Consider the following 21,907-nt stretch of genomic DNA (forward strand, 5'->3'; position numbering starts at 1 on the left):
GGTTTAGAGCTTCCCTTGTTGAGCTGCCTGCATATAGGTCGCGTTGAAGCGCAGACGAACGCGGTCCTTCTTGCCCTGGATCGAGCCATCCGGATAAATGATCGCCACGTCGTCTGCAGATTTGATTCCCTGCCCCAGCAGGCCGTGCGCGAAGCAGAACTGACGAACGAGGTCCATCTTCTGCTTGATCGTCGGACTGGTGGTGAAGTCTGCCGCAGACTTCGGGGTCGCAAAGAGCGAGGTCGTCTTCAACTGCTCTTTGTACGACTCGACCGAGTCGCCCGACGCTCCGGCTGAGTACTTGATCGCATTCGCCTGTCCCGCCGCGAGCTGGGCGACGGTCTCGTACCAGGCACCGCTTACGGCCTTAGCGAACTTCTGGCCTGAGCCGTCGGGGCGATTCAGGACTTCGGTGCGGACGACGAGAAGATCAAGGATCTCGCCGGGGATCTTCGAGGAATCGAAGATGGAGTGAACGCTCTTGTCAGCAAGTATCTGCGAGACCAGAGGCTTCCAGGTCACAACCACCGGGTTCGACTTGTTATTCATGAACGCCGCTACGATGTCCGAGTCTGAGGTATTGATCAACTTCAGCTTCGAGAGGTTCGCCTGCTGGCCGTTCAGCACCATGCCACGTTCGAGCAGGTACTCGGAGACGGTCTTCTGCACCAGCATGATCTTCTGTCCGGGCAGCTTGTCGAAGGTGAGGCCGTTGCGCACGATGATGGCGTCGTTGCCGTTCGAGTAGTCGCCGACGATGATGGCGGTCGAATCGACTCCGGCAGCGGCGGGAAGGTCGAAGGCCTCCATGTTGGTCATCGTGCAGGCGTCGATGTTCTTGGCCACAAAGGCGTCGAGCGAGGCGGCGTAGTCGAACCGCTGCACCTTGATCGCGATGCCGTACTTGTCCGCCCACTTCTTCAGAATTCCCGACTTCTGCATGTAGAAGTACGGGTTCCAGCCTGCGTAAACTGACCAGCCCACGGTGAACGTGGGCACGTCAGCCTTCGCCTGCGAGGAGACGCAGGTGGCAAGGAGTAGAAAGGCTGCTGCGGCATACAGCAAACTGCGCGACTTCGACGCTTGCGTGTCTCTCATGGGCTCCCAAACTGCTCTGGCTGTTCTGTCTAAGTCGTTGATCCGGTTGATTCTTGAACCCGTGGTTGGCACGTGTATAGCGCTGGACGGCAGTCAGACTGGAGGCCCGTGATGAGGGCCGGTCAATGACACCTACGGATAAGAACAAGTCTAGGACTTATGTGTGTCAGGAAGATTGCGTATGGAGGGAACGAATTCTGACTATAGAGAATCGTTATGGGACACTCTGCCTACGGGAAAAGGCTGAGTTTTCTCGGCATCTCGATGCCCAGATGCTCGTAGGCGAGCCGGGTCGCGACGCGACCGCGCGGGGTGCGATCGAGGAAGCCAATCTGGATCAGGAATGGCTCATAGACCTCTTCGAGCGCGTCCTGTTCCTCCGCTAGCGCAGCTGCCAGCGTGTTCAGGCCGACCGGGCCGCCATCGTACTTTTCGATGATCGTCCGCAACAGCCGCCGGTCGAGCTCGTCGAAGCCGTGGGCGTCGACCTCCAGCATTTCAAGTGCTTTTTGCGCAGTAGCTCGGTCGATCCGGCCCTCCGCCCGCACCTGCGCGTAATCGCGAACGCGCCGCAGCAGGCGGTTGGCGATACGCGGTGTCCCCCGCGATCGCATGGCGATCTCCGCCGCTCCATCCTGGTCAATGGGAATCCCCATCACCTCGGCCGAACGTGTCACGACGAAGCGCAGCTCGTCGTCGGTGTAGAACTCCAGCCGCAGTAGAATGCCGAATCGCGAGCGCAGCGGCGAACTCAACATGCCCGGCCGCGTCGTCGCCGCGACGAACGTAAATGGCTTGATCTCCATCACATGCGTGCGGGCGGACGGTCCCTGACCGATGATGATGTCGAGCTTGTAGTCTTCTAGCGCGGTGTAGAGTTTCTCTTCGAGGACGGCCTGGAGCCGGTGAATCTCGTCGAGAAAGAGGACCTGCCTCTCGCGGAGATTAGTCAGGATCGCGGTCAGATCGCCCTGGATCTGCAGCGCCGGCCCGGAGGTCTGCTGGTATCCGACGCTGAGCTCGTTGGCGATGATTGTCGCCAGAGTCGTCTTGCCAAGGCCGGGAGGCCCGAAGAGCAGCACGTGATCGAGGGCCTCGCCGCGCGATTTTGCGGCCTCCAGCGCGATCGCAAGTTGTTCCTTTGCCTTGGTTTGCCCGATGAATTCAGCCAGCCGCGTCGGTCGCAGCTTCAGCTCAAAAGCGACGTCGTCGTCCACCTTGCCGGCCGAGACCAGGCGCTCCGCGTCGCTGCTACCGTGGTCCAGATCAGGCCGCTTGCCGCCAGCTTTCGGGTTGAATTTGGGAATATCCACTGGGGCGATGGTAAGGCGAAAAAGCGGGCGATGCAATCGGGTGATCCAACCCGATATCTGACTCAGAATAATCTAGACCGCCTGGAGCTCGCCCGCCTCGGATCGCATCGCGATCTCTTTTGACACTCCCAGCGGCCGCTGCATCATGGACATGTCGACCCACCTGCCAAGTTTGAAGCCGGCCTCTGGAATGGTTCCAACCCGGGCAAACCCCTGCGAAGCGTGGAGCGCCATCGACGCAGGATTATCTCCGCAGATGCACGCGACCAGGCGGTGGCAGCCGGAGGACTCGCAGGCCGCAATCAATGCTTTGAGCAGCTTGCGGCCGACGCCATATCCGATGCAGTCGGCGCGCACGTAGATGGAGTCCTCCACCGTATAGCGGTAGCCCTCGCGAGGGCGGAACTGCGAGGCATAGCAGTACCCGACCACATAGCCCTCCAGCTCTGCGACGAGGTACGGGAGCCCGCGATCGAGGACCGACTGTCGTCGCCGCTCCATCTCAAGAACGTCGGGGGGGGTCACCTCGAGGGTATTGGTGGTGTTCAGGACAAAGTGTTCATAGATGGCGCTTACGGAGGCCATGTCGTTCGCTGTAGCACTCCGAATTTCGCAGGCAAGCATCGTTCAAGAGTAGAGGATGCGGACGAAAGAAACCGTCAATGCGGCCATTTAGGGTTTGAGTTCGAACAGCACCGCTCCGTGCGGCGGAAGCGTCGCCGAAACGCTGTCGGCGGTAGGCGTCTCCACCTTCGTCCATAGCTCCGTCGACCTGTATGCCTTTCCAGTGAGGCCGTAGTGCGCGAACGGCTGCTTGACCTCTGCAGGAGCATCGCCCCGGTTGAAGATTGCGAGATACTCCGCTCCAGCCGCTCCCTTTGATGTCCATGCGACGACATCGCCGTCCGTCGCCGCAAGATGCTGGTCGTGGCCGTGCTGATCCATCGCGATTACTTCGGGATTGGTCAGCAGCGACGCCGTCCAGTCGTCCAACTTCGTCAGATTTCCGCCGAAGAAGAGCGGCTCGCGGGCGATGCACCACAGCGAGATCAGCGTGCGCTGCTCGTCGTGGGTCAGGCGGGTTTCGCGCGGCTCTCCCCAGCCGGGGACGGGACCGAGCGTGCCCAGCGGAAGCATGTCCGCGTCGGGCCAGTTTCCCGGCTTCACGTACTTGGTCCAGCTATCGATCACGGCGAACTGCGCCTTGATGGGTTGCGGGAACAGGTCTTTATCCTGCGGCGCGGTCCAGCGGTCCCAGACATCGTTCGAGATGCGCCATAGCTGCGCCTTCTCGCCAAACGCGACGGCATTCTCAAGCGGCGCGGGGCCGGGCGAAAGGCTCAGAATGATCGGCCTCCGCGTCTTCAGGATTGCGTTGTGGATCATGGCAATCTCGTCGGCCTTATACGGGTGCGAGGCGATGCAGTCGACCTTTACGTAGTCCACGCCCCAGGCCGCGTACTGCTTGAACATGGAGTCGTACCAGGCCTGTCCGGCAGCATTGTTCTTTACGCCGAAGTTGTCAGGGTTCCACGGACAGGTGTCGCTGGTATCAGCGAGATCGCTGATGCGATATCCGCTACCCGCCACCGACAGATTCGCCTTCACCGCGCCCTTTGGAACGCCGCGAATGATATGGATGCCGAACTTCAGCCCTTTATCGTGGACAAACTTCGCCAGCGGCGCAAAACCTTCATTACCCTTCGCAGTAGCGAAGCGGTTCAACGACGGCTGGTAGAGCCCGTTTGCATCCATGCGGTACGCGAGCGTCTCGGGATGCTTGTCCGCAGACTCGGGATTGCCGAGGTACCAGCCTTCATCGACGACGGCGTAGCTATATCCCGCAAGCTTCAGGCGCGCAGCTTCTACCTCGACGTTCGCCTTGAACTGATCTTCAGTGATCGTCAGGCCGTAAGAGTCCCAGCTATTCCAGCCCATGGGCGGTGTCGGAGCCAGCACGCCTTTCTGCGCAGTGAGAGTGAATGCGAAGGCCAGGGACAAGGCAGCGACGGCGAGCGAACGGCAGGGCAGGGACGGCTTCGACATGCCGATAACCTTATCCTTCCAATCAAGTAAACGTCTACTCGGCGACATAAGCCCGCATTTCGGCTACGCTGTCTCCATGTCCCTTACAAGCTGGAGCCGCCTCGCCTTCGTTCCGCTGGTCCCGTTCGTCATGCTCGCTGGAATTGCCGCAGCCGAAGAGAAGCCTGCTACCTTTCCCACCAACGAACAGCTTCGCCACTTCAAGGCGATGGGCGATCCCAGGCTCTCTCCCGATGGCAAGCAGGTGTTGATCCGTATGGTCGACGCGACCGCCGATGGCGCAAAAGGTCATTTGTGGCTGGTCCCCGTGGACGGCTCTGCCGCGCGGCAACTCACCTATTCGCCCGATGCGGATAAAGTTGGCGAGCGCTCCGGCATGTGGATGCCCGACGGCCAGAGCATCCTCTTCCTTGCCCATCGTGGCGAACATACCTCGCTCTTCCGTCTGCCGATGAATGGTGGCGAGGCGAAGGCCTTCGACCTGAAGGTCACGCCGCTTGCCGATGAGTCGAAGCTGCCCGGGGCTCTGCCGACAACGACGCCCGATGCGACAAAGAGCACGAAGGAAGAGAAGCCAGAGACGATTGCCATCGATGTTGCGGGATTCCGCGTCTCGCCGGACGGAAAGACCATCGCTCTGATCGCGGCCGATCCGCAGACCCCAGGCGAGAAGAAGCAGAAGGATGCGAAGGCCGACGCTGCCTGGGTCGACCACGAAACCCATGGTTCGCGGCTCTATCTGCTGGACGTGGCTACCAGCAAGCTGACCGTCACCGGGCTTGCGATCGACGTTCGCGGAGCCGAGTGGAGCTCCGATTCCAGCAAGCTAATCGCAGAGCGCGAAGAGCCGAACGGGGAATCCGAGCTTGGTCCGGCAGGGAGTGGCTGGATTGTCTCAATGAGTGATCCAGCGCACCCTTCGAAGGTCGACGACCTGCCCGCGACGCTTGGGTCAGCGGCCTGGTCTGTTGACGGCGGTTCTATCGTCTATCTCGCACAGGCAAAGCACGAAGCACCTCCGGGATACTCGGACCTTTACACCTATACGCTGGCGACGAAGTCCACCAAGAATCTGACCGACGGCTTCGATGGCTCGATTGGCAGGATGGAGCCGCTGCCGCTGAAGGACGGATCGATCCTTGAGATCGCCGAAAAGGGTGTTGTCACCGCGCCTCTCAAGGTCTCTGCCGATGGGCATTCGACGGCAATTGCATCTCCGACCGCAACCGTCTCCAGCCTGGTCACCAACTCCGCCGAGACAGGCTTCGTCTACCTCGGCAACAGCGGCGGAAGCGGGCCGCGGCTTTTCTATACCGCGTCGCTCAGTGAAACGCCGAAGGCTCTGGCCACGCCGTCGCTCGCTCCCGAGGGCTTGAAATCATTGGCTCCGAAGCGCATCTCGTGGAAGAGCGATGGCTTCACCATCGACGGCCTGCTCTACCTTCCGCCCCAGGCGGCAACCGGTAAAGTTCCGCTTGTGGTTGAAGTGCACGGCGGGCCACTCGGCGCTTATGTCGACAGCTATTCGCTCTTTGTCGACTACCTTCTCGGCAAGGGCTGGGCCGTATTGGAGACGAACCCACGCGGGAGCACCGGCCGTGGCGCTGCGTTCGCGGCGGCGAACAAGAACGATCTAGGCGGCGGCGACTATCGCGACATCATGGCCGGCGTCGATTCCGTGTTGAAGACTACTCCAATCGATCCCGCGAAGCTGGCCCTGACCGGCTACAGCTACGGCGGCGAGATGGCCGGATTCGTCGAGACCAAGACGGAACGCTTCAAGGCTATCGTCAGCATGGCCCCGGTGATCGACCAGAACAGCGAGTACGGCACTGAGCGCGGCTCCTTCTACGACCAGTGGTATTTTGGCAAACCGTGGGAACACGAGGCCGACGCCTGGCGGCAGAGTCCGCTATCGGGAGCCGCCCATGCGAAGACGCCGTTCCTGCTGATCCAGGGAGAGAGCGACACCACCGATCCGCTGGGCCAGTCGCAGGAAATGTACCGCGCGCTACGGCAGATGAAGGTTCCGGTGGAGCTTGTCACCTATCCGCGCGTCGATCACGGCCCGCTGGGCGGGGCAATCTATGGATCGCCTACAAATGAGCCGTGGCACGGATTCGATGCCCGACGCCGGATCGTCAACTTCATCGCCAGGGGCTTCGGTGAGGCTGAACCCGAAAAGTAGAAGGCCCGGCAGGTTTGCCGAGCCTTGAATCGCTTCTATGGGGGCGGTTTCTGATCTAACCCAGCTCCGAGACTGCCGTCTTCTTCCCGGTTCCATTCATCACCACGCCCTGCCTCGCTTGTGGCGTCGCGCGCAGCCGGTTCGACGAGACCCCGACCAGTTGTCCGGTGCGGCTGGCGCCATAGCCCACTGGCTGCTGCAGCGTCACAATGATGGCCGTGGCGGGAACCTCGCCCGAACACTGGTAGCTGTGCACGGTGTCCGCGTCGAAGTAGACCGCATCGCCCGCGTCAATATGGTGCGTCACCTCGCCGTGCTGAATATCCAACCTCCCGGTGAGAAGGATGAGAAACTCGCAGCCTGTGTGCTGATGCGCCCGTGTCTCCCGGCCCTTGCGGATCGGCAGAAACTCGGCGAAGTATGGGTCGAGCTGCCGGTCCGGCACCATGTACCCAAGACTCTCGAAGAAATAGGAGGGATCAGCGGCACCGCTCTGCGGCAGGCGAACGCGGTCCTTAGCCCGGTGAACGCGAAAGAGCGTCTGCGGTTCCGGTTCGAAGAAGTAACTAAGATCCTTCGAGAACACCATTGCGATGCGCGCCAGGTTGCGCAGCGTCGGCACGACGCGCCCGGTCTCGAGTTGCGAGAGAAAACTCGCGGAAAGGCCGGTATGCCGGCCGAGCTCCACCAGCCCCATCGACTTCTTCAAACGCAGATGCTTGATCCGCTCGCCTATGCGCTTCTCCGCGATAAAGCTCTCCGCCGCCTCGCCATCGATCTGAACGCCGTTCTCGCCGGAGCCGGAGGCGTGGCCCGCGATCTTACTTTCAGAGGAGGCGAACTCTGCCCCGGTCATCGGGGTACCCGACACTTCAGCCAAAACTGGTTGTTCGAGCATTTGCAGATCAGATGGAGGGGGCATTGGCATGTGTAGTCCTTAGAGAGTGCAGTGGAGAAGATGTTTATACCATCAATAGATGTTATGGCCGCATCAAAAGTTTCCTCGAGCTGGAGCTTTCGTTCGATTAAGGGCCGGAGCTCCCGCCAAAGGCCCGGAAGAAATTGCGATGCAGTAACCTAGACGAATGCAGACGCAAGCGGACGAATTGGGCTCAGGCAAGATCTCCGTCCAGTCCGGTGCCTCCGTCCTTCTCTTGTGCACGACACTTCTTGCCGGCTGCGCGAATCCCGGCCCGCCGCGGCCACCCTCGCTTCAGCTTCCATCCTTGGTCGGCGACCTCTCCGCTGAACGCGTCGGGGACCGGGTTCTTCTGCATTGGACAACGCCGTCGCAGACCACCGACAAACTAGATATAAGAGGCGCTCTAACCGCTGAGATCTGCCGCAGCGCCGGTGCGCCGGTAGCCAACACGAAGAAATCCTTTGCTGCATGCGTGATGGTCAAGCGAGTGCCCGCTGTCCCCGGTCCTTCATCCGCATGGGATGATCTGCCTGTGCCACTCCTGGCAGATCCGGTCACACTCCTGACGTACCGGGTGGAGATCTTCAACGCTGCGGGACGCTCCTCCGGGAAATCCACGGTTGCAGCCTACTCCTCCGCGGGTGCCGCTCCGTCTCCAGCGGCGTCGCTCACCGCAACCGCCAGCGAAGCCGGAGCCGTGATCCGGTGGAAAAAGGACGCCGGTGGCGAGAACCTCGCTGTCGACCTCCTGCGAAAGAACCTTTCAGCTCCAGCAACGCCGACTCGCAAGCCCGCCTCTTTACCCGTCCATCGCGGGAAGTCAGTCCAACCCGGTAACACCGGGCCCTCCGACTCGAATGAGGTCCATCTTCGGGCTGACGGAGCGGAAGCCTCACAAGCTGCGAAAGACGGCTTCGCCGGCACCGTCGATACCTCCGCCGTCATGGGCCAGACCTACAGCTACATCGCGCAGCAGGTCAGGCTTGCCACTCTCGACGGCCATGCGCTGGAGATTCGCAGCCAGCCAGCCCCTGCCGTCACGGTAGAGATGCGCGATACCTTCCCGCCGAAATCCCCTACCGGACTGGCCACGATTCCAGGCCTGGCTGATGCCGCGAACGGATCGCCGACAGCCGCCTACATCGATCTCTCGTGGGAACCGAACTCCGAACCGGACCTCGCCGGATACCTCGTTTACCGCCAACTTGCCCGGCCAAACGGCGATCCGCAAGGCCCATTAGGGAAGATGACGCCATTACCGATAGCCGCTCCGGCGTATCGAGATGTGGCAGTCGCGCCCGGTCAGCGTTATATTTATTCGGTAACGGCTGTCGACGCTTCTGGAAACGAGAGCGCGCCGTCGGCGAAGGCCCAGGAAGTTGCCGCAGCACAAAACGTCGGTTCGCCGCACTAAGCAGTCGCCAGACTTTCGTTGCCGCTCCGCAGATTGTGCCGCAGCGTCTACCTCAAATTCCGATCCACACACACGCGCACCACAAGGAGTAAACGCAATGGCAACTCTTCTCGAACAGCTCAAGAAAGTGACCACCGTCGTCGCTGACACCGGTGACATCAACTCCATCGAAAAGTTCAAGCCGACGGACTCGACGACCAATCCTTCCCTGATCGCCGCCGCCGCCACCATGCCTGCATACTCCCAGATCGTCGACGATGTTTTGAAAGAGTCGCGCGACGCCGCTGGCGATGACGCCTCTGACGAAGTGGTAGCCAACATGGCCTTCAAGTCGCTCGCCGTCGCCTTCGGCAAGAAGATCCTGAAGATCGTCCCCGGCCGCGTGTCTACGGAAGTGGATGCGCGCCTGAGCTTCGACACGGAGAAGACGCTCGAGCAAGCCCGCGACATCATCGCGCAGTACGACAAGGCTGGCATCGGCCGCGAGCGCGTGCTGGTGAAGATCGCCTCCACCTGGGAGGGCATTAAGGCTGCGGAGATCCTCGAGAAGGAAGGCATCCACTGCAACCTGACGCTTCTCTTCGGTCTGCACCAGGCGATCGCCTGCGCCGAGGCCAAGGTCACCCTGATCTCGCCCTTCGTCGGACGAATTCTCGACTGGTACAAGAAGGACACGGGCAAGGACTACGTTGGAGCAGACGATCCTGGCGTGCAGTCCGTCACGACCATCTTCAACTACTACAAGAAGTTCGGCTACAAGACCCAGGTAATGGGCGCGAGCTTCCGCAACATCAGCGAGATCACCGAGCTTGCCGGATCGGATCTGCTGACCATCGCTCCCAAGCTGCTGGAAGAGCTGGATTCGAAGGAAGGCGATCTGCCGTTGAAGCTCGATGCTTCGAAGGCTGCCGCTATGGACATTGAAAAGCTGACCATCGACAAGGCGACCTTCGACAAGATGCACGCCGAAGACCGCATGGCCCACGACAAGCTGCAGGAAGGCATCGACGGCTTCTCGAAGGCGCTCGAGGATCTGGAGAAGCTGCTGGCGAAGCGGCTGCAGGAACTTGTACAGCCCGTCACGGCGTAAGGATTGCATCACGAGACAACGATGGCGGCCTCCGGGCCGCCATCGTTGTTTGCGACCTCACCCTTGTTGTCCCTCAGCCCGATTCCCCATACGATTGCCGGATGGGCTTATCCTCCGCCACTGCAAAGCCTGAGCTCTCCACCTCCGACCCCGGTGGCTTCGCCCATATCCCCCAGCTTGACGGCATCCGCGGCCTCGCCATCCTGCTGATCCTGGTTCACCACTCCCTCTCGTCGAATCCACAGACTAATTCGCGAGTGATCGCCTTCTTCATCGCCATCCGCGAGTCGATGTGGGTTGGCGTCGATCTCTTCTTCGCGCTCTCCGGCTTCCTCATCACTGGCATCCTCTTCGACTCGCTGAGCGGCTCCCATTTTTTGCGCAACTTCTACGGCCGCCGCGCGGTCCGCATCTTTCCTCTCTACTACCTCGCGCTCTTCGCTGTCTGGGTGATTGGGCTTCCCATCGCGATGCGCTGGAGTGGCTACCAGTGGGTGCTGATCGCCTACCTCGACAACACGCGACTTTGGATCAGCCATGCGGTGCCCCATCCGTTGGTCGACCTGACCGGCCATCTCTGGTCGCTCGCGCTGGAAGAACAGTTCTACCTCGTCTGGCCGCTGCTTGTTCTTCTGTTGCGAGATCGCCGCAGGCTCATCGCTACCGCGCTTGCTCTATCAGCCGTGGCCCTGTGTCTCCGCTGCGTACTGGTGGCGCACGGTGCGCCGGAAGAGATCACCTACAAGACGCTTCCCTGCCGGTTGGACGGCTTGCTGCTGGGCGGCGCGCTCGCTTTGGCGATCCGCGGACCTCATCGCGAACTCTGGCTGCGTCGTGCGCCAGCCGTCTTCTTCACTGCTGCGGGGATCCTGCTTGTGGTGGCTATTCGCGAGCACGGCATTGACTGGCAGCACAGTCGATTCATCAACTCCATTGGCTACACGCTCACCGCGCTTGCGTCGACCGCGCTGATCGCGATGACCCTCGGCGCAGGCTCCCGGTGTGCGCGCGCCTTCAGGCGATCGTGGTTGCGTTGGTTCGGACGCTATAGCTATGGCATCTACGTCTGGCACATGATCGTGCCGTTCCTCGTGGTGCCCCCGCTCCATGCCGCGCTAAGTCAGCAACTGCACAGCAAGCTGCTGCTGCTGCTTGCCAGCGCCGTGGCTGGAGCGGCAGTCAGCGTTGCCGTAAGCGTACTCAGCTATCACGCGTTCGAGGTGCACTTCCTTCGCCTTAAGCGCTTCTTCGCCTATCGCGGGCTTCGTACGCAGTAAGCGGACTAGAGAATATAGCGGCTTAGATCCTGATCCTTCACGATGTCCGCAACCTGCTGTCGCACATACTCTGGGTCAATGACGATGACCTTCTCCGTGCCAGTCGCCGTCTGGCGCTCGATGACCGGAAGCGGTGGCGAAGGCAGTTGCGGCTCGGCGGTCAGCGGAGCCGAAGCTCCAATCTCCGCGATCACACCCTCCTCCGTAGCCTCGGGCCGCGGAGTCTTGAACAGGTCGGGTGCCTGGAAGCTGATCTCGTCGAGCACGCGCTCCATGATCGTGTGCAGACGGCGGGCCCCAATGTTCTCCGTCGTCTCGTTCACGCGGAAGGCGAACTGCGCCATCTCGAGGATCGCTTCCTTGGTGAACTCGAGCTTCAGGCCTTCAGTCTCGAGCAGCGCGGTCGATTGCTTGACCAGCGAAGACTTTGGCTCGGTGAGGATGCGGACGAAGTCGTTCACCGTCAGCGAGTGCAGCTCAACGCGGATCGGGAAGCGGCCCTGCAACTCCGGAATAAGGTCACTCGGCTTCGAGACGTGGAAGGCGCCGGCGGCGATAAAGAGGATGTGGTCAGTCGAGACCATGCCATATTTCGTACTAACGGTCGTACCTTCAACGATGGGCAGGATGTCGCGCTGGACACCCTCGCGCGAGACGTCAGGACCATGGCCACCTTCACGACCGGCGATCTTGTCGATCTCATCGAGGAAGACCATGCCGGAGTCCTCTACGCGTTCGACTGCGAGCCGCGTGACCTGGTCCATGTCGATCAGCCGCGACTCTTCTTCCTGGACGAGGTATTCAAAGGCTTCCGACACCTTCATCTTGCGCTTCTTGGTGCGCTGGCCGAAGAGTCCGGGCAGCATCTCGCGCAGGTCCATACCTTCGCCGCCCTGGTCGGGTCCGGAGTTCGGGCCCATGTTGCTGATTACTTCAAAGCTGGGCGTGTTGCGGTCGCGCACGTCGATCTCGACGATGCGGTCGTCCAGCTTGCCCTCGCGGAACTGCTGGCGCAGCTTTTCGCGTGTGCGGCTGTGGCTGTCGCCCGGCTTGTCGGACTTCTCCGACGTGCTTCCATCGACAGGCGAAACAGGCAGCTCGATCACCTTCGACTCATCGACCAGCGACGGCACAACCGATATCGGCGAGACGGGTGCGCTGGCAGAGACGGAGATCGGAGGCGGCGGCAGCAGCAGGTCGAGCAGCCGGTCCTCGGCGTTCATCTCAGCCTTCTCCTCCACCTCGTCGAGCTTCTCGTCGCGCACCATGTCGATGGCGATCTCCACCAGGTCGCGCACGATCGACTCGACATCGCGGCCGACATAGCCGACTTCGGTGAACTTGGAAGCTTCTACCTTCAGAAACGGCGAGTTGGTAAGCTTCGCCAGCCGCCGGGCAATCTCCGTCTTGCCGACACCCGTGGGCCCGATCATGATGATGTTCTTCGGCATGATGTCTTCGGCGAGCTCAGGCGAAAGCTTCTGCCGGCGCATGCGGTTGCGGAGGGCGATGGCCACAGCGCGTTTGGCCGCCTGCTGGCCAACAACATACTTATCAAGCTCCGCGACGATCTCGCGCGGAGTCATCTCATCCAGCGCGAGGGCTTGGTCTTCAGCGGTTCCGGGTAGAAAAATTGCCATGGGTACTACTCCTAGTAGGTAAAACGGTAGTGCGAGTGGATCGGTTCCCGGGCATGAGCTAGAGGCTGGTTGGAGGTTCGGCCTTCAACTCTTCAATCGTCATCTGGTCGTTGGTATAGATACAAATCTGCCCGGCAATAGCGAGCGACTTGGTCGCAATCTCACGGGCGGTAAGGTCTGTGTTCTCCATCAGAGCGCGTGCAGCTGCGAGTGCGTAACTCCCGCCCGATCCAATCGTCGCGATGCCCTCATCCGGGTCGATAACGTCGCCGGTTCCGCTCAGCAGGAAGGTCGACTTCGCGTCGGTCACGATCAGCAGAGCCTCAAGCTGGCGCAGCATCTTATCTGTCCGCCAGTCTTTCGCGAGTTCGACAGCCGAGCGGCCTAGATTCCCGGCGTACTGCTCCAACTTCGTCTCAAAGCGGCTGAAAAGCGAGAAGGCGTCTGCCGTCGATCCAGCAAATCCCGCCAAGACCTTATCGTTGTAGAGCTTGCGGATCTTCTTCGCTGAGCCCTTCATCACGGTCGCGCCCAGCGAGACCTGTCCGTCGGCGGCCATCACCACGGAGTCGCCCCGGCGAACGCAGATGACGGTGGTCGAACGGATGCGGCGGCCTTCGCCAAGATCAAGCGGATGGCCGGTTGAAATAGGTGCTGCCTGGCTCAGAGTTGTGCTGCCTGAAACTGTAGAAACGGTCTGTTTATCGCGCATTATGGTCACTCTTCAGTATAACGCGCACTGCAAAGGGACGGTTACAGCCTCGCCGTCCCACTCAGCCAGCGGGCGGACTGCACGAACCTATCAGCGATATAGAAAATTCCCATACTCCGGCCCGCATTCGCCGCCATTTGTTCTAGTTGAAGATGCTCGTCCCCACAAGCGACAATTCTATGTTCAAACAGCTTCGTTGCAGGAGCAACTTGTATCTATGGCTTCGATCAGTATGAAATGGCAGGGTGTAACCCTGTTGGCCTCTGGAATCTTCGCTACAACCTCGCTCTTAGCACAGCAGCCGCCACCGCCTCCGGGGATCAAGACGCCCGGTGTCGTGCGTCCGCTCAGCGACATCAAGCCGAGCACCGTCTACCAGGTCGCCGGTTCGCCGGACTGGAAGGTGATGGCGAAGGATTCGGTATGGGTGACAAGCGCCCGGGCCAACCACGTCGTGCAGCTTCTGCCCGGCGAAGGCAAGACCGGCATCGTCGTCGACGTCCCCAAGCCCTGCTCAAGCCTCGCCTACGGCTGGAACTCGATCTGGATTCCAAGCTGTGGCGCGAAGAAGTTGCTCCGCGTCGATGAGACCACCGGCAAGACCGTCGCCGAGATTGACGCTGACGCGGCTAACTCCGAGGGCGGCATCACCACCGGACTGGGGGCAGTCTACCTGGTGGTCAAACCAAGCACGCTGCTCAAGGTCGATCCGGAGACGAACACCGTAGTCGCGAAGCTCGATCTGCCCTCGGAGTCCGAAAACCCATTCTTCGGCAACGGCTTCGTCTGGGTCACATCGTTTGGCCACAACGCGTTGCTGAAGGTCGATCCGCAGTCGATGCAGCTCGTCGCCACCATCCCCATCGGCCCCAAACCGCGCTTCCTCACCGTGGGCGCTGGCTCCGTGTGGACGGTGAACCAGGGTGACGGCTCGGTCTCTCGAGTGGACATGGCAAGCGGTACGCTCGTCGCTACGATCGAGTGCGGCCTAAGTGGCCCTGGCGGCGAGATCACCTTTGGCGCGGGCTCCGCTTGGGCAACGCTCTTCAACATCCCGCTGACTCAGATCGACGCCAGCACTAACAAGGCAGTAAAGCAGTGGGCGGGCAAGGGCGGCGACGGCTTGCAGTTCGGCTTTGGTTCACTCTGGCTCTCGAACCTGGCTCAGCAAACGGTCTGGAGAATTTCGCCCGATCAGAAGTAGACTGGACGGGCCGAGCAATCTCGTCATTCCCAATCTCGTCATTCCCAAGCCGTCATTCTGAGCGCCGCGAAGAATCAGCGCATTTCGTCTTTGATTCCGCTTGTCTCATCAGAAAGGTTGTTTCCTTGTCGTTCGAAGTGTCCTCCAAAACTCTCTGGCAGGAGATGCTGCTAGGCTCCTCGACCTGGTCGCATGTCCTGAAGCGCGGCACGGCGCTGCGTATCACCGCAGGCGGCGACCACGCCAATGTGGGCGCGCTACTGTTGAACGCGGACAACTTCTCTGAGCGGTTGAACCTGCCCGACACGCTGAAGGCGCAGCATATCGCACGACTCACCACGGGCGCGGTTCTCTACTCCGACATGGCGCGCATCCTCTGCTCCATCACCGACGACACGCTGGGCTGGCACGATCCTTTGGGCGGCTGCTCGGATGCAGCGACGGTCGCGGCGAAGTATGGCGCGCTCGATTACCAGGCGGCGCGCAACGACTGGCACCAGAATGCTCTCGACGGCTTCCTGATCGAGCTTGCCAAGTACGGTTTGGGCCCGCGCGACCTGATGATGAACATCAACTTCTTTAGCAAGGTCGAAGTAAAGGACGATGGCAGCATGGCCTTCATCGAAGGCCATGCGAAGGCCGGCACATCGGTCGAGCTTCGCGCGGAGATGAACACGCTCGTCATCCTGAACACCTGCCAGCATCCGATGGATCCCGATCCGGCCTATCGCCAGGTTCCCGTTGAACTCGCGATCAAACGCGTGCCCGCCCCCGCAGCTGACGACATCTGCCGCAACTTCCGCGCGGAGAACGCCCGAGGATTCACCCTGACGGAGCGCTACTTCCTCTAGCACTTGCGCCTTTCCGAGTCACTTTTTTTTGGAGTTCCAGATATGTCAGAAGCAGTTCTAGTGACGAGTCCGCGAACGCCCGAGGATGCCATCTTCTCGGAAGACATCAAAGCGGGCGACTCCTTCGTACATGAGATTCGCGCCGGGCAGTACGTCCGCATCGTCGACCTCGAAGGCAACCAGGCCGTCGACACGCTCTTCTACAACGCGCATGACTACGCCGACCGCTACAGCACGCAGGACACCATCCGCGCCCAGGGGAACGTCTATCTCACCACCGGAACAAAGCTCCTCTCGACAGAGCGCAATGTGCTGCTGACCATCGTCGCGGATACCTGTGGCCGCCACGATACGCTCGGTGGAGCCTGCTCCTGTGAGAGCAACATGGTCCGCTACGCAATCGAGAAGCGCAGTATGCACGCCTGCCGCCAGAGCTTTCTCAAGGGTGCAATCGCATGGTCGGAGAAGACGGGCCGCGAACTCGGCAAGCGCGATCTGGCGGCAAATATCAACTTCTTCATGAATGTCCCAGTCACGCCCGAAGGCAAGCTGACCTTCGAGGACGGAGTCTCGGACGCAGGCAAGTATGTCGAACTGCGCGCCGAGATGGACACGCTCATCGTCATCTCCAACTGTCCGCAGTTGAACAACCCATGCAACGCTTACAACCCCACTCCGGTGCGCATCCTCATCTGGGATGCCGGGGCGAATAGCTAGACAGGATTCAGGAGCACGATGTTCAAGAAAGTCCTTATCGCAAATCGCGGCGCAATTGCCTGCCGCATCGAGCGCACACTGCGCAAGATGGGCATCGCGTCTGTCGCTGTCTACTCCGAAGCCGACGCCCACTCGCTGCATGTATTTGAAGCCGACGAAGCCGTGGCGATCGGGGCGCCGCCCGCCGCGCAGAGCTATCTCGTCCTCGACAAGATCTTCGCTGCTGCCGCCGAGACGGGCGCGGAAGCGATCCACCCCGGCTATGGCTTCCTCAGCGAGAACGTCCACTTCGCGAGAGAATGTGCCGCTCGCGGTATCAAATTCATCGGCCCCGAGCCAGCGCACGTCGAAGCCTTCGCGCTGAAGCATACGGCTCGCGAGACGGCTAAGAGCTGCGGCGTTCCGCTGCTTCCCGGCACTGGTCTGTTGACCGATCTTGACGACGCGCTCGCACAAGCGGAGACGTTGAAGTATCCCGTGATGCTCAAGAGCTCGGGCGGCGGCGGAGGCATCGGCATGAAGGTCTGCTACTCCGCTGAACAGCTTGCCGAGACTTATGACTCCGTGTTGCGACTGAGCAAGGCAAACTTTGGCGACAGTGGAGTCTTTCTCGAGAAGTACGTCGCGCGCGCACGACACATCGAGGTGCAGATCTTCGGCGACGGTAAGGGCGGCGTCATCGCACTTGGCGAACGTGACTGCTCCACGCAGCGACGGCACCAGAAGGTGCTCGAAGAGACACCCGCGCCGGGCCTTACAGATGCCACGCGGCAGGAGCTTTACAAGTCCGCGATCGTGCTCGGGAAGGCGGTGAACTACGCATCGGCGGGCACTGTTGAGTTCATCTATGACGACGACACCAGCGAGTTTTACTTCCTAGAAGTGAACACACGGCTGCAGGTAGAACACGGCGTGACCGAGCAGGTCACCGGCGTCGACCTCGTCGAATGGATGGTGTTACAGGCATCGGGCGACCTCGCTCCGCTCGACTCGTTCGAGATCAAGCCTACGGGCGCTTCCATCGAAGCCCGCGTCTACGCGGAAGACCCGGCACAGAACTTCCAACCTTCACCCGGCAAGCTAACGCTGGTGCGTTTCCCTCCTCCGGAGCTTGCTCGCGTAGAAACGTGGATCGAGTCAGGATCGACGATCACACCGTTCTACGATCCCATGATCGCGAAGATCATCGTCACCGGCAAAGACCGCACCGAGGCGCTGGTGAAGCTCGACGCCGCACTGGCCGCGAGTTTTATCGATGGCACCGAGACGAATCTGCGCTATCTGCGCAAGGTTGCGGCGACTCCGGAGTTTGTATCTGGAAGAGTTACAACTGCATTTCTGGGCACGTTCGCCTTCGAGCGCAACGCGATTGAAATTCTGGAAGGCGGAACGCAGACCACCATTCAGGACTACCCCGGCCGTACGGGCTACTGGAACATCGGCGTGCCTCCGTCGGGCCCGATGGATCATCTCTCGTTTCGCATCGCCAACCGCCTGGTCGGCAACGATGCGGGAGCGGCGGCGATCGAGTTTGCCACCATGGGCGGCCGCATCCGCTTTACCTCCGAAACGACAATCGCGCTGACCGGCGCGGACATGGGAGCGAAGCTCAACGGCAAGCCGGTTGCGCGCTGGGTCGCCATCGACGTGAAGGCGGGCAGCACGTTGTCGCTCGGTGCAGCTTCGAAGGAAGGTATCCGTGCCTACCTCGCTCTGCGTGGCGGCATCGATACGCAGCCGTATTTGAATAGCCGCAGCACGTTTATGCTTGGCGGCTTCGGCGGGCACGCTGGCCGAGCATTGCGTGCGGGCGACGTGTTGCATCTTGGAGCTCCGGACGCAAAGCTCGGCGCGCCTGCAATGCTGCCCGCAGAGTCCGCGCCAGCACTGACGAGAACGTGGGAGATCGGAGTTCTCTTTGGGCCGCACACTGCGCCTGACTTCTTCACTGCCCCGGACATCGAGATGCTCTTTGCGACGCACTGGAAGGTCCACTACCAGAGCGATCGCACTGGGGTGCGACTCGTCGGCCCGAAGCCGACATGGGCGCGGCCCGATGGTGGCGATGCCGGCCTGCACCCCTCGAACATTCACGACAACGCCTACGCGATCGGCACCATCGACTTCACCGGCGATATGCCCATTTTGCTTGGGCCCGATGGCCCGAGCCTTGGCGGCTTCGTCTGCCCCGCGACCATCGTTCAGGCGGAGCTATGGAAACTCGGCCAACTCAAGGCTGGCGACACCGTCCACTTCAATCGCATCACACTTGCTGAAGCCCAAGCGCTTGAGCTCGCGCAGGACAAGTTCCTCGAAGACTTCACATCCGCTCCGCTCGCTCTGCCAACAAGCTCGACGCCAGAACCGGCCATCATCGCGGCCTACACCGATCGGCCGCAGAAGATGGTCTTCCGCGCGGATGGCGACAAGTATCTCCTCGTCGAATATGGCGAGCTTGAGCTCGATCTCTACCTGCGCTTCCGCGTTCACATCCTCGAGCAGAAGTTGCGAGAGACTGCACTCAACGCCATCATTGACATCACGCCGGGCATCCGCTCGCTTCACATTCATTACGACAGCCGCATGCTCGCGCGCGCCAAGCTGATCGAACTGCTGAACGATCTCGACCGCACGATGCCCGAGCTTACCGATATCACCGTGCCCTCGCGCATCGTCTACCTGCCGCTTTCGTGGGACGACCCACAGGCGAAGATCGCGCAGGAAAAGTACATGCAGGCCGTGCGCCCCGACGCTCCGTGGTGCCCGTCGAACATCGAGTTCATCCGCCGCATCAACGGCCTCGATTCCATCGAGGATGTCTACCGCATCGTGCATGAGGCAAGCTATCTTGTACTCGGTCTGGGCGATGTCTATCTCGGCGCTCCGGTTGCGACGCCTGTCGATCCGCGGCATCGTCTCGTCACCACGAAGTACAACCCTGCCCGCACGTGGACGCCGGAGAACGCAGTCGGAATCGGCGGAGCGTACATGTGCGTCTACGGCATGGAAGGCCCAGGCGGCTATCAACTCGTCGGCCGCACGGTTCAGGTGTGGAACACATGGAAGTCCACGCCTACATTCGCTGAAGGTACGCCATGGTCGCTGCGCTTTTTCGACCAGATCCGGTTCTATCCCATCAGTGCAGAAGATCTACTGAAAGCGCGCGAAGACTTCCCGCATGGCCGCTTTGAACTACGCGTCGAAGAGACGACCTTCAACCTTAAGGAGTATCAAGCCTTTCTCGACTCCATCGCCGTCGAAGCTGCAGCCTTCAAGAAGCACCAGAAGGCATCGTTCAACGCCGAACGCGAGCGTTGGGTCGCGGCAGGATTGATGACCGTCGCCGAGCCCGAGGCAGCGCTTGAAGCGACGACCGCCGCTGTCGTCGCTGAAGGATGCGAGGGAGTCTCGTCGCCGGTTACGGCGAGCATCTTCCAGATCGTCGTCAAGCCGGGAGATGCCGTCGGTGATGGCCAGAAGCTAATCGTGCTCGACGCCATGAAGACGGAGATCGTCGTCGCCTCACACGTAGACGGCATCGTCGAAGAGATTTACTGCGCACAGGGAGCGCTGGTGCAGGGCGGCCAACTGCTGCTCTCCGTTCGGCCAACAGAATAGACATAGGAGAACGATGGACATCGCAGCGCTTCACGCAGCCTACGCAGCCGGTGATCAGAACCCCAGATGCGTCGTCGAGGGTATCTACGACCGCATCGAGAAGGAAGGTCTGCGGCCGGTCTGGATCTCCATCGTGCCGCGCGAGCAAGCTATTGCGCGCGCGCATGCGCTTGAATCGCAGGACCGCAGCAAGCTGCCTCTTTACGGCATTCCTTTTGCCGTGAAGGACAACATCGATGTAACGGAGATGCCGACCACTGCGGCCTGCCCGGCTTACGCATACACGCCGACGGAGTCCGCGACCGTGGTAACGAAGCTTGAAGCGGCTGGAGCGATCCTGATCGGCAAGACGAACATGGACCAGTTCGCGACTGGCCTCGTGGGTACGCGGACGCCCTACGGCATCTGCTCCAGCGTCTTCAATGCGAAGTACATCTCTGGCGGGTCTAGCGCTGGCTCGGCAGTCGCGGTCGCAGGCGGCCTAGTCACGTTCTCACTTGGTACGGACACAGCAGGCTCAGGTCGCGTGCCTGCGATGTTCAACAACCTCATTGGCTTGAAGCCCACGCGCGGAGCCATCAGCACACATGGCGTTGTTCCCGCCTGCCGCACGCTCGACTGTGTCTCGATCTTCGCCGAGACCTCTTATGATGCAAGCCTTGTGCTGGCCAATGCTGCTGGCTTCGACGCGGCTGATCTTTACTCGCGCCAGCCCGCAGTCGGAGCTGGAGCTTCGCCATGGGCGGGTGCTCCCACGTTCCGCTTCGGCGTTCCGTCAGAGGCACTGCTGAATTTCTTCGGCGACGATCATAATCCCGCACTATTCAAGAGTGCGGCCGAACAGCTCACCACGCTTGGCGGAGTTGCCGTTGAGTTCGATCTGCAGCCATTCCTCGATGCCGCACAGCTTCTCTACAAAGGCCCGTGGGTGGCAGAGCGTTATGCCGCGATCGCGAAGTTCATCGGCGATCACAAGGCCGAGATGGACCCGACAGTGGCGACCATCATCTCTGGTGCCGCCAACTACTCCGCAGTGGATTCCTTCGATGCGGCCTACAAGCTAGAAGCACTGCGCCGTACGACATCAACCGCATGGCACAACTTCGATGTGATGCTGCTACCGACCGCGCCGCGTGCCTTCACTATCGAAGAGATCGCGGAGAATCCGATCGAGCGCAACAGCATCCTGGGAACCTACACAAACTTCGTGAACCTGCTCGACCTTGCCGCAGTCGCTCTGCCAGCAGGTATGCGCCCCGATGGCTTGCCCTTCGGCGTCACGCTCATCGGCCAGGCATTCACGGAAGCCGCACTGCTCTCGCTGGCAGACAAGCTGCATCGCAAACTTTCAACAGCACTGGGCGGATCAAGGCGCGAGCTTGCCACGACGCCATCACTCAAAGCAGCAAACCCGCCGCACGGCTGCCTATTGATGGCCGTCGTGGGGGCCCACCTCTCCGGGCAGCCGCTCAACTGGCAGCTTACGCAACGCGGCGGCCAACTCGTCAAGACATCGAAGACAAGTCCGCACTACCGCTTCTACGCGTTGGCGAACACGACCCCGCCGAAGCCCGGCCTGGTCCGTGAGCCTGCATTCAACGGCCCTGGTATCGAAGTGGAAGTATGGGCGCTCCCCGCGAATACGGTTGGCACGTTCGTGGAAGGCGTGCCACAGCCGCTCTCCATCGGCACTTTGGAGCTTGAAGACGGTAGCCTGGTGAAGGGATTCCTGGTCGAGCCAGTCGGCACCGAAGGCGGCCTTGAGATCACGCACCTCGGCGGCTGGCGCAGCTATCTTGCATCGCTCAAGTAGCCTT

16 protein-coding genes are annotated in these 21,907 nt (G+C 60.9%); 9 read left to right on the plus strand and 7 right to left on the minus strand.

Features of this window, described 5'->3' with window-relative positions:
• Window positions 1-3: 3 nt before the first annotated feature.
• The 4 genes from HDF16_RS08235 to HDF16_RS08250 all read right to left on the minus strand — a co-directional run bounded on the left by HDF16_RS08235 (window position 4) and on the right by HDF16_RS08250 (window position 4,457).
• Window positions 4-1,098 carry a putative urea ABC transporter substrate-binding protein gene (locus HDF16_RS08235; protein ID WP_184215414.1) on the minus strand — a complete coding sequence of 365 codons (1,095 nt, stop codon included), beginning with the start codon at window positions 1,096-1,098 and terminating at the stop codon, window positions 4-6.
• A gap of 230 nt (window positions 1,099-1,328) precedes the next feature.
• A complete protein-coding gene (gene ruvB / locus HDF16_RS08240; RefSeq protein ID WP_184216219.1) occupies window positions 1,329-2,363 on the minus strand; it encodes a Holliday junction branch migration DNA helicase RuvB in 1,035 nt (344 codons plus the stop codon).
• Between the two features lie 120 nt (window positions 2,364-2,483).
• A complete protein-coding gene (locus HDF16_RS08245; protein ID WP_184215416.1) occupies window positions 2,484-3,035 on the minus strand; it encodes a GNAT family N-acetyltransferase in 552 nt (183 codons plus the stop codon).
• A gap of 48 nt (window positions 3,036-3,083) precedes the next feature.
• Complete coding sequence (locus tag HDF16_RS08250; protein ID WP_221312603.1) at window positions 3,084-4,457, minus strand: glycoside hydrolase family 27 protein; 1,374 nt, start codon at window positions 4,455-4,457, stop codon at window positions 3,084-3,086.
• A gap of 76 nt (window positions 4,458-4,533) precedes the next feature.
• Here HDF16_RS08250 and HDF16_RS08255 point away from each other — a divergent pair, with 76 nt between their 5' ends.
• Complete coding sequence (locus HDF16_RS08255) at window positions 4,534-6,645, plus strand: alpha/beta hydrolase family protein (protein WP_184215418.1); 2,112 nt, start codon at window positions 4,534-4,536, stop codon at window positions 6,643-6,645.
• Between the two features lie 55 nt (window positions 6,646-6,700).
• Here HDF16_RS08255 and HDF16_RS08260 read toward each other — a convergent pair whose 3' ends face one another.
• The gene (locus tag HDF16_RS08260) at window positions 6,701-7,543 is read right to left on the minus strand and encodes a helix-turn-helix domain-containing protein (protein WP_246408881.1); all 843 of its coding nucleotides are present in this window, start codon (window positions 7,541-7,543) and stop codon (window positions 6,701-6,703) included.
• 187 nt (window positions 7,544-7,730) lie between these two features.
• Here HDF16_RS08260 and HDF16_RS08265 point away from each other — a divergent pair, with 187 nt between their 5' ends.
• The 3 genes from HDF16_RS08265 to HDF16_RS08275 all read left to right on the plus strand — a co-directional run bounded on the left by HDF16_RS08265 (window position 7,731) and on the right by HDF16_RS08275 (window position 11,348).
• On the plus strand, window positions 7,731-8,981 hold the full coding sequence (locus HDF16_RS08265; protein WP_184215420.1) for a fibronectin type III domain-containing protein: 1,251 nt from the start codon (window positions 7,731-7,733) through the stop codon (window positions 8,979-8,981).
• 97 nt (window positions 8,982-9,078) lie between these two features.
• On the plus strand, window positions 9,079-10,071 hold the full coding sequence (locus HDF16_RS08270; protein WP_184215422.1) for a transaldolase: 993 nt from the start codon (window positions 9,079-9,081) through the stop codon (window positions 10,069-10,071).
• A 101-nt stretch (window positions 10,072-10,172) separates the two neighbouring features.
• Complete coding sequence (locus HDF16_RS08275) at window positions 10,173-11,348, plus strand: acyltransferase family protein (protein WP_184215424.1); 1,176 nt, start codon at window positions 10,173-10,175, stop codon at window positions 11,346-11,348.
• Window positions 11,349-11,353: 5 nt separating this feature from the next.
• Here the strand turns inward: HDF16_RS08275 and hslU are convergent, their stop codons facing one another.
• Window positions 11,354-12,988, minus strand: coding sequence for an ATP-dependent protease ATPase subunit HslU (hslU, locus tag HDF16_RS08280; protein WP_184215425.1), 1,635 nt, complete (start codon window positions 12,986-12,988; stop codon window positions 11,354-11,356).
• A 58-nt stretch (window positions 12,989-13,046) separates the two neighbouring features.
• A complete protein-coding gene (gene hslV, locus HDF16_RS08285) occupies window positions 13,047-13,700 on the minus strand; it encodes an ATP-dependent protease subunit HslV (protein ID WP_281383427.1) in 654 nt (217 codons plus the stop codon).
• Window positions 13,701-13,917: 217 nt separating this feature from the next.
• Here hslV and HDF16_RS08290 point away from each other — a divergent pair, with 217 nt between their 5' ends.
• The 5 genes from HDF16_RS08290 (at window position 13,918) to atzF (ending at window position 21,903) form a co-directional block, all read left to right on the plus strand.
• Window positions 13,918-14,904, plus strand: coding sequence for a Vgb family protein (locus tag HDF16_RS08290; protein WP_184215427.1), 987 nt, complete (start codon window positions 13,918-13,920; stop codon window positions 14,902-14,904).
• A 125-nt stretch (window positions 14,905-15,029) separates the two neighbouring features.
• Entirely contained in the window at window positions 15,030-15,755 is a 726-nt protein-coding gene (locus HDF16_RS08295; RefSeq protein ID WP_246408883.1) for an urea amidolyase associated protein UAAP1, read from the plus strand.
• Window positions 15,756-15,797: 42 nt separating this feature from the next.
• The gene (locus HDF16_RS08300; protein WP_184215429.1) at window positions 15,798-16,472 is read left to right on the plus strand and encodes an urea amidolyase associated protein UAAP2; all 675 of its coding nucleotides are present in this window, start codon (window positions 15,798-15,800) and stop codon (window positions 16,470-16,472) included.
• A gap of 18 nt (window positions 16,473-16,490) precedes the next feature.
• Window positions 16,491-20,090, plus strand: a complete 3,600-nt coding sequence (uca, locus tag HDF16_RS08305) for an urea carboxylase (RefSeq protein ID WP_184215431.1) — start codon at window positions 16,491-16,493, stop codon at window positions 20,088-20,090.
• A 13-nt stretch (window positions 20,091-20,103) separates the two neighbouring features.
• Window positions 20,104-21,903, plus strand: coding sequence for an allophanate hydrolase (gene atzF, locus HDF16_RS08310; protein ID WP_184215433.1), 1,800 nt, complete (start codon window positions 20,104-20,106; stop codon window positions 21,901-21,903).
• Window positions 21,904-21,907 lie beyond the last annotated feature (4 nt).

Source organism: Granulicella aggregans, assembly GCF_014203275.1.
GTDB lineage: Bacteria > Acidobacteriota > Terriglobia > Terriglobales > Acidobacteriaceae > Edaphobacter.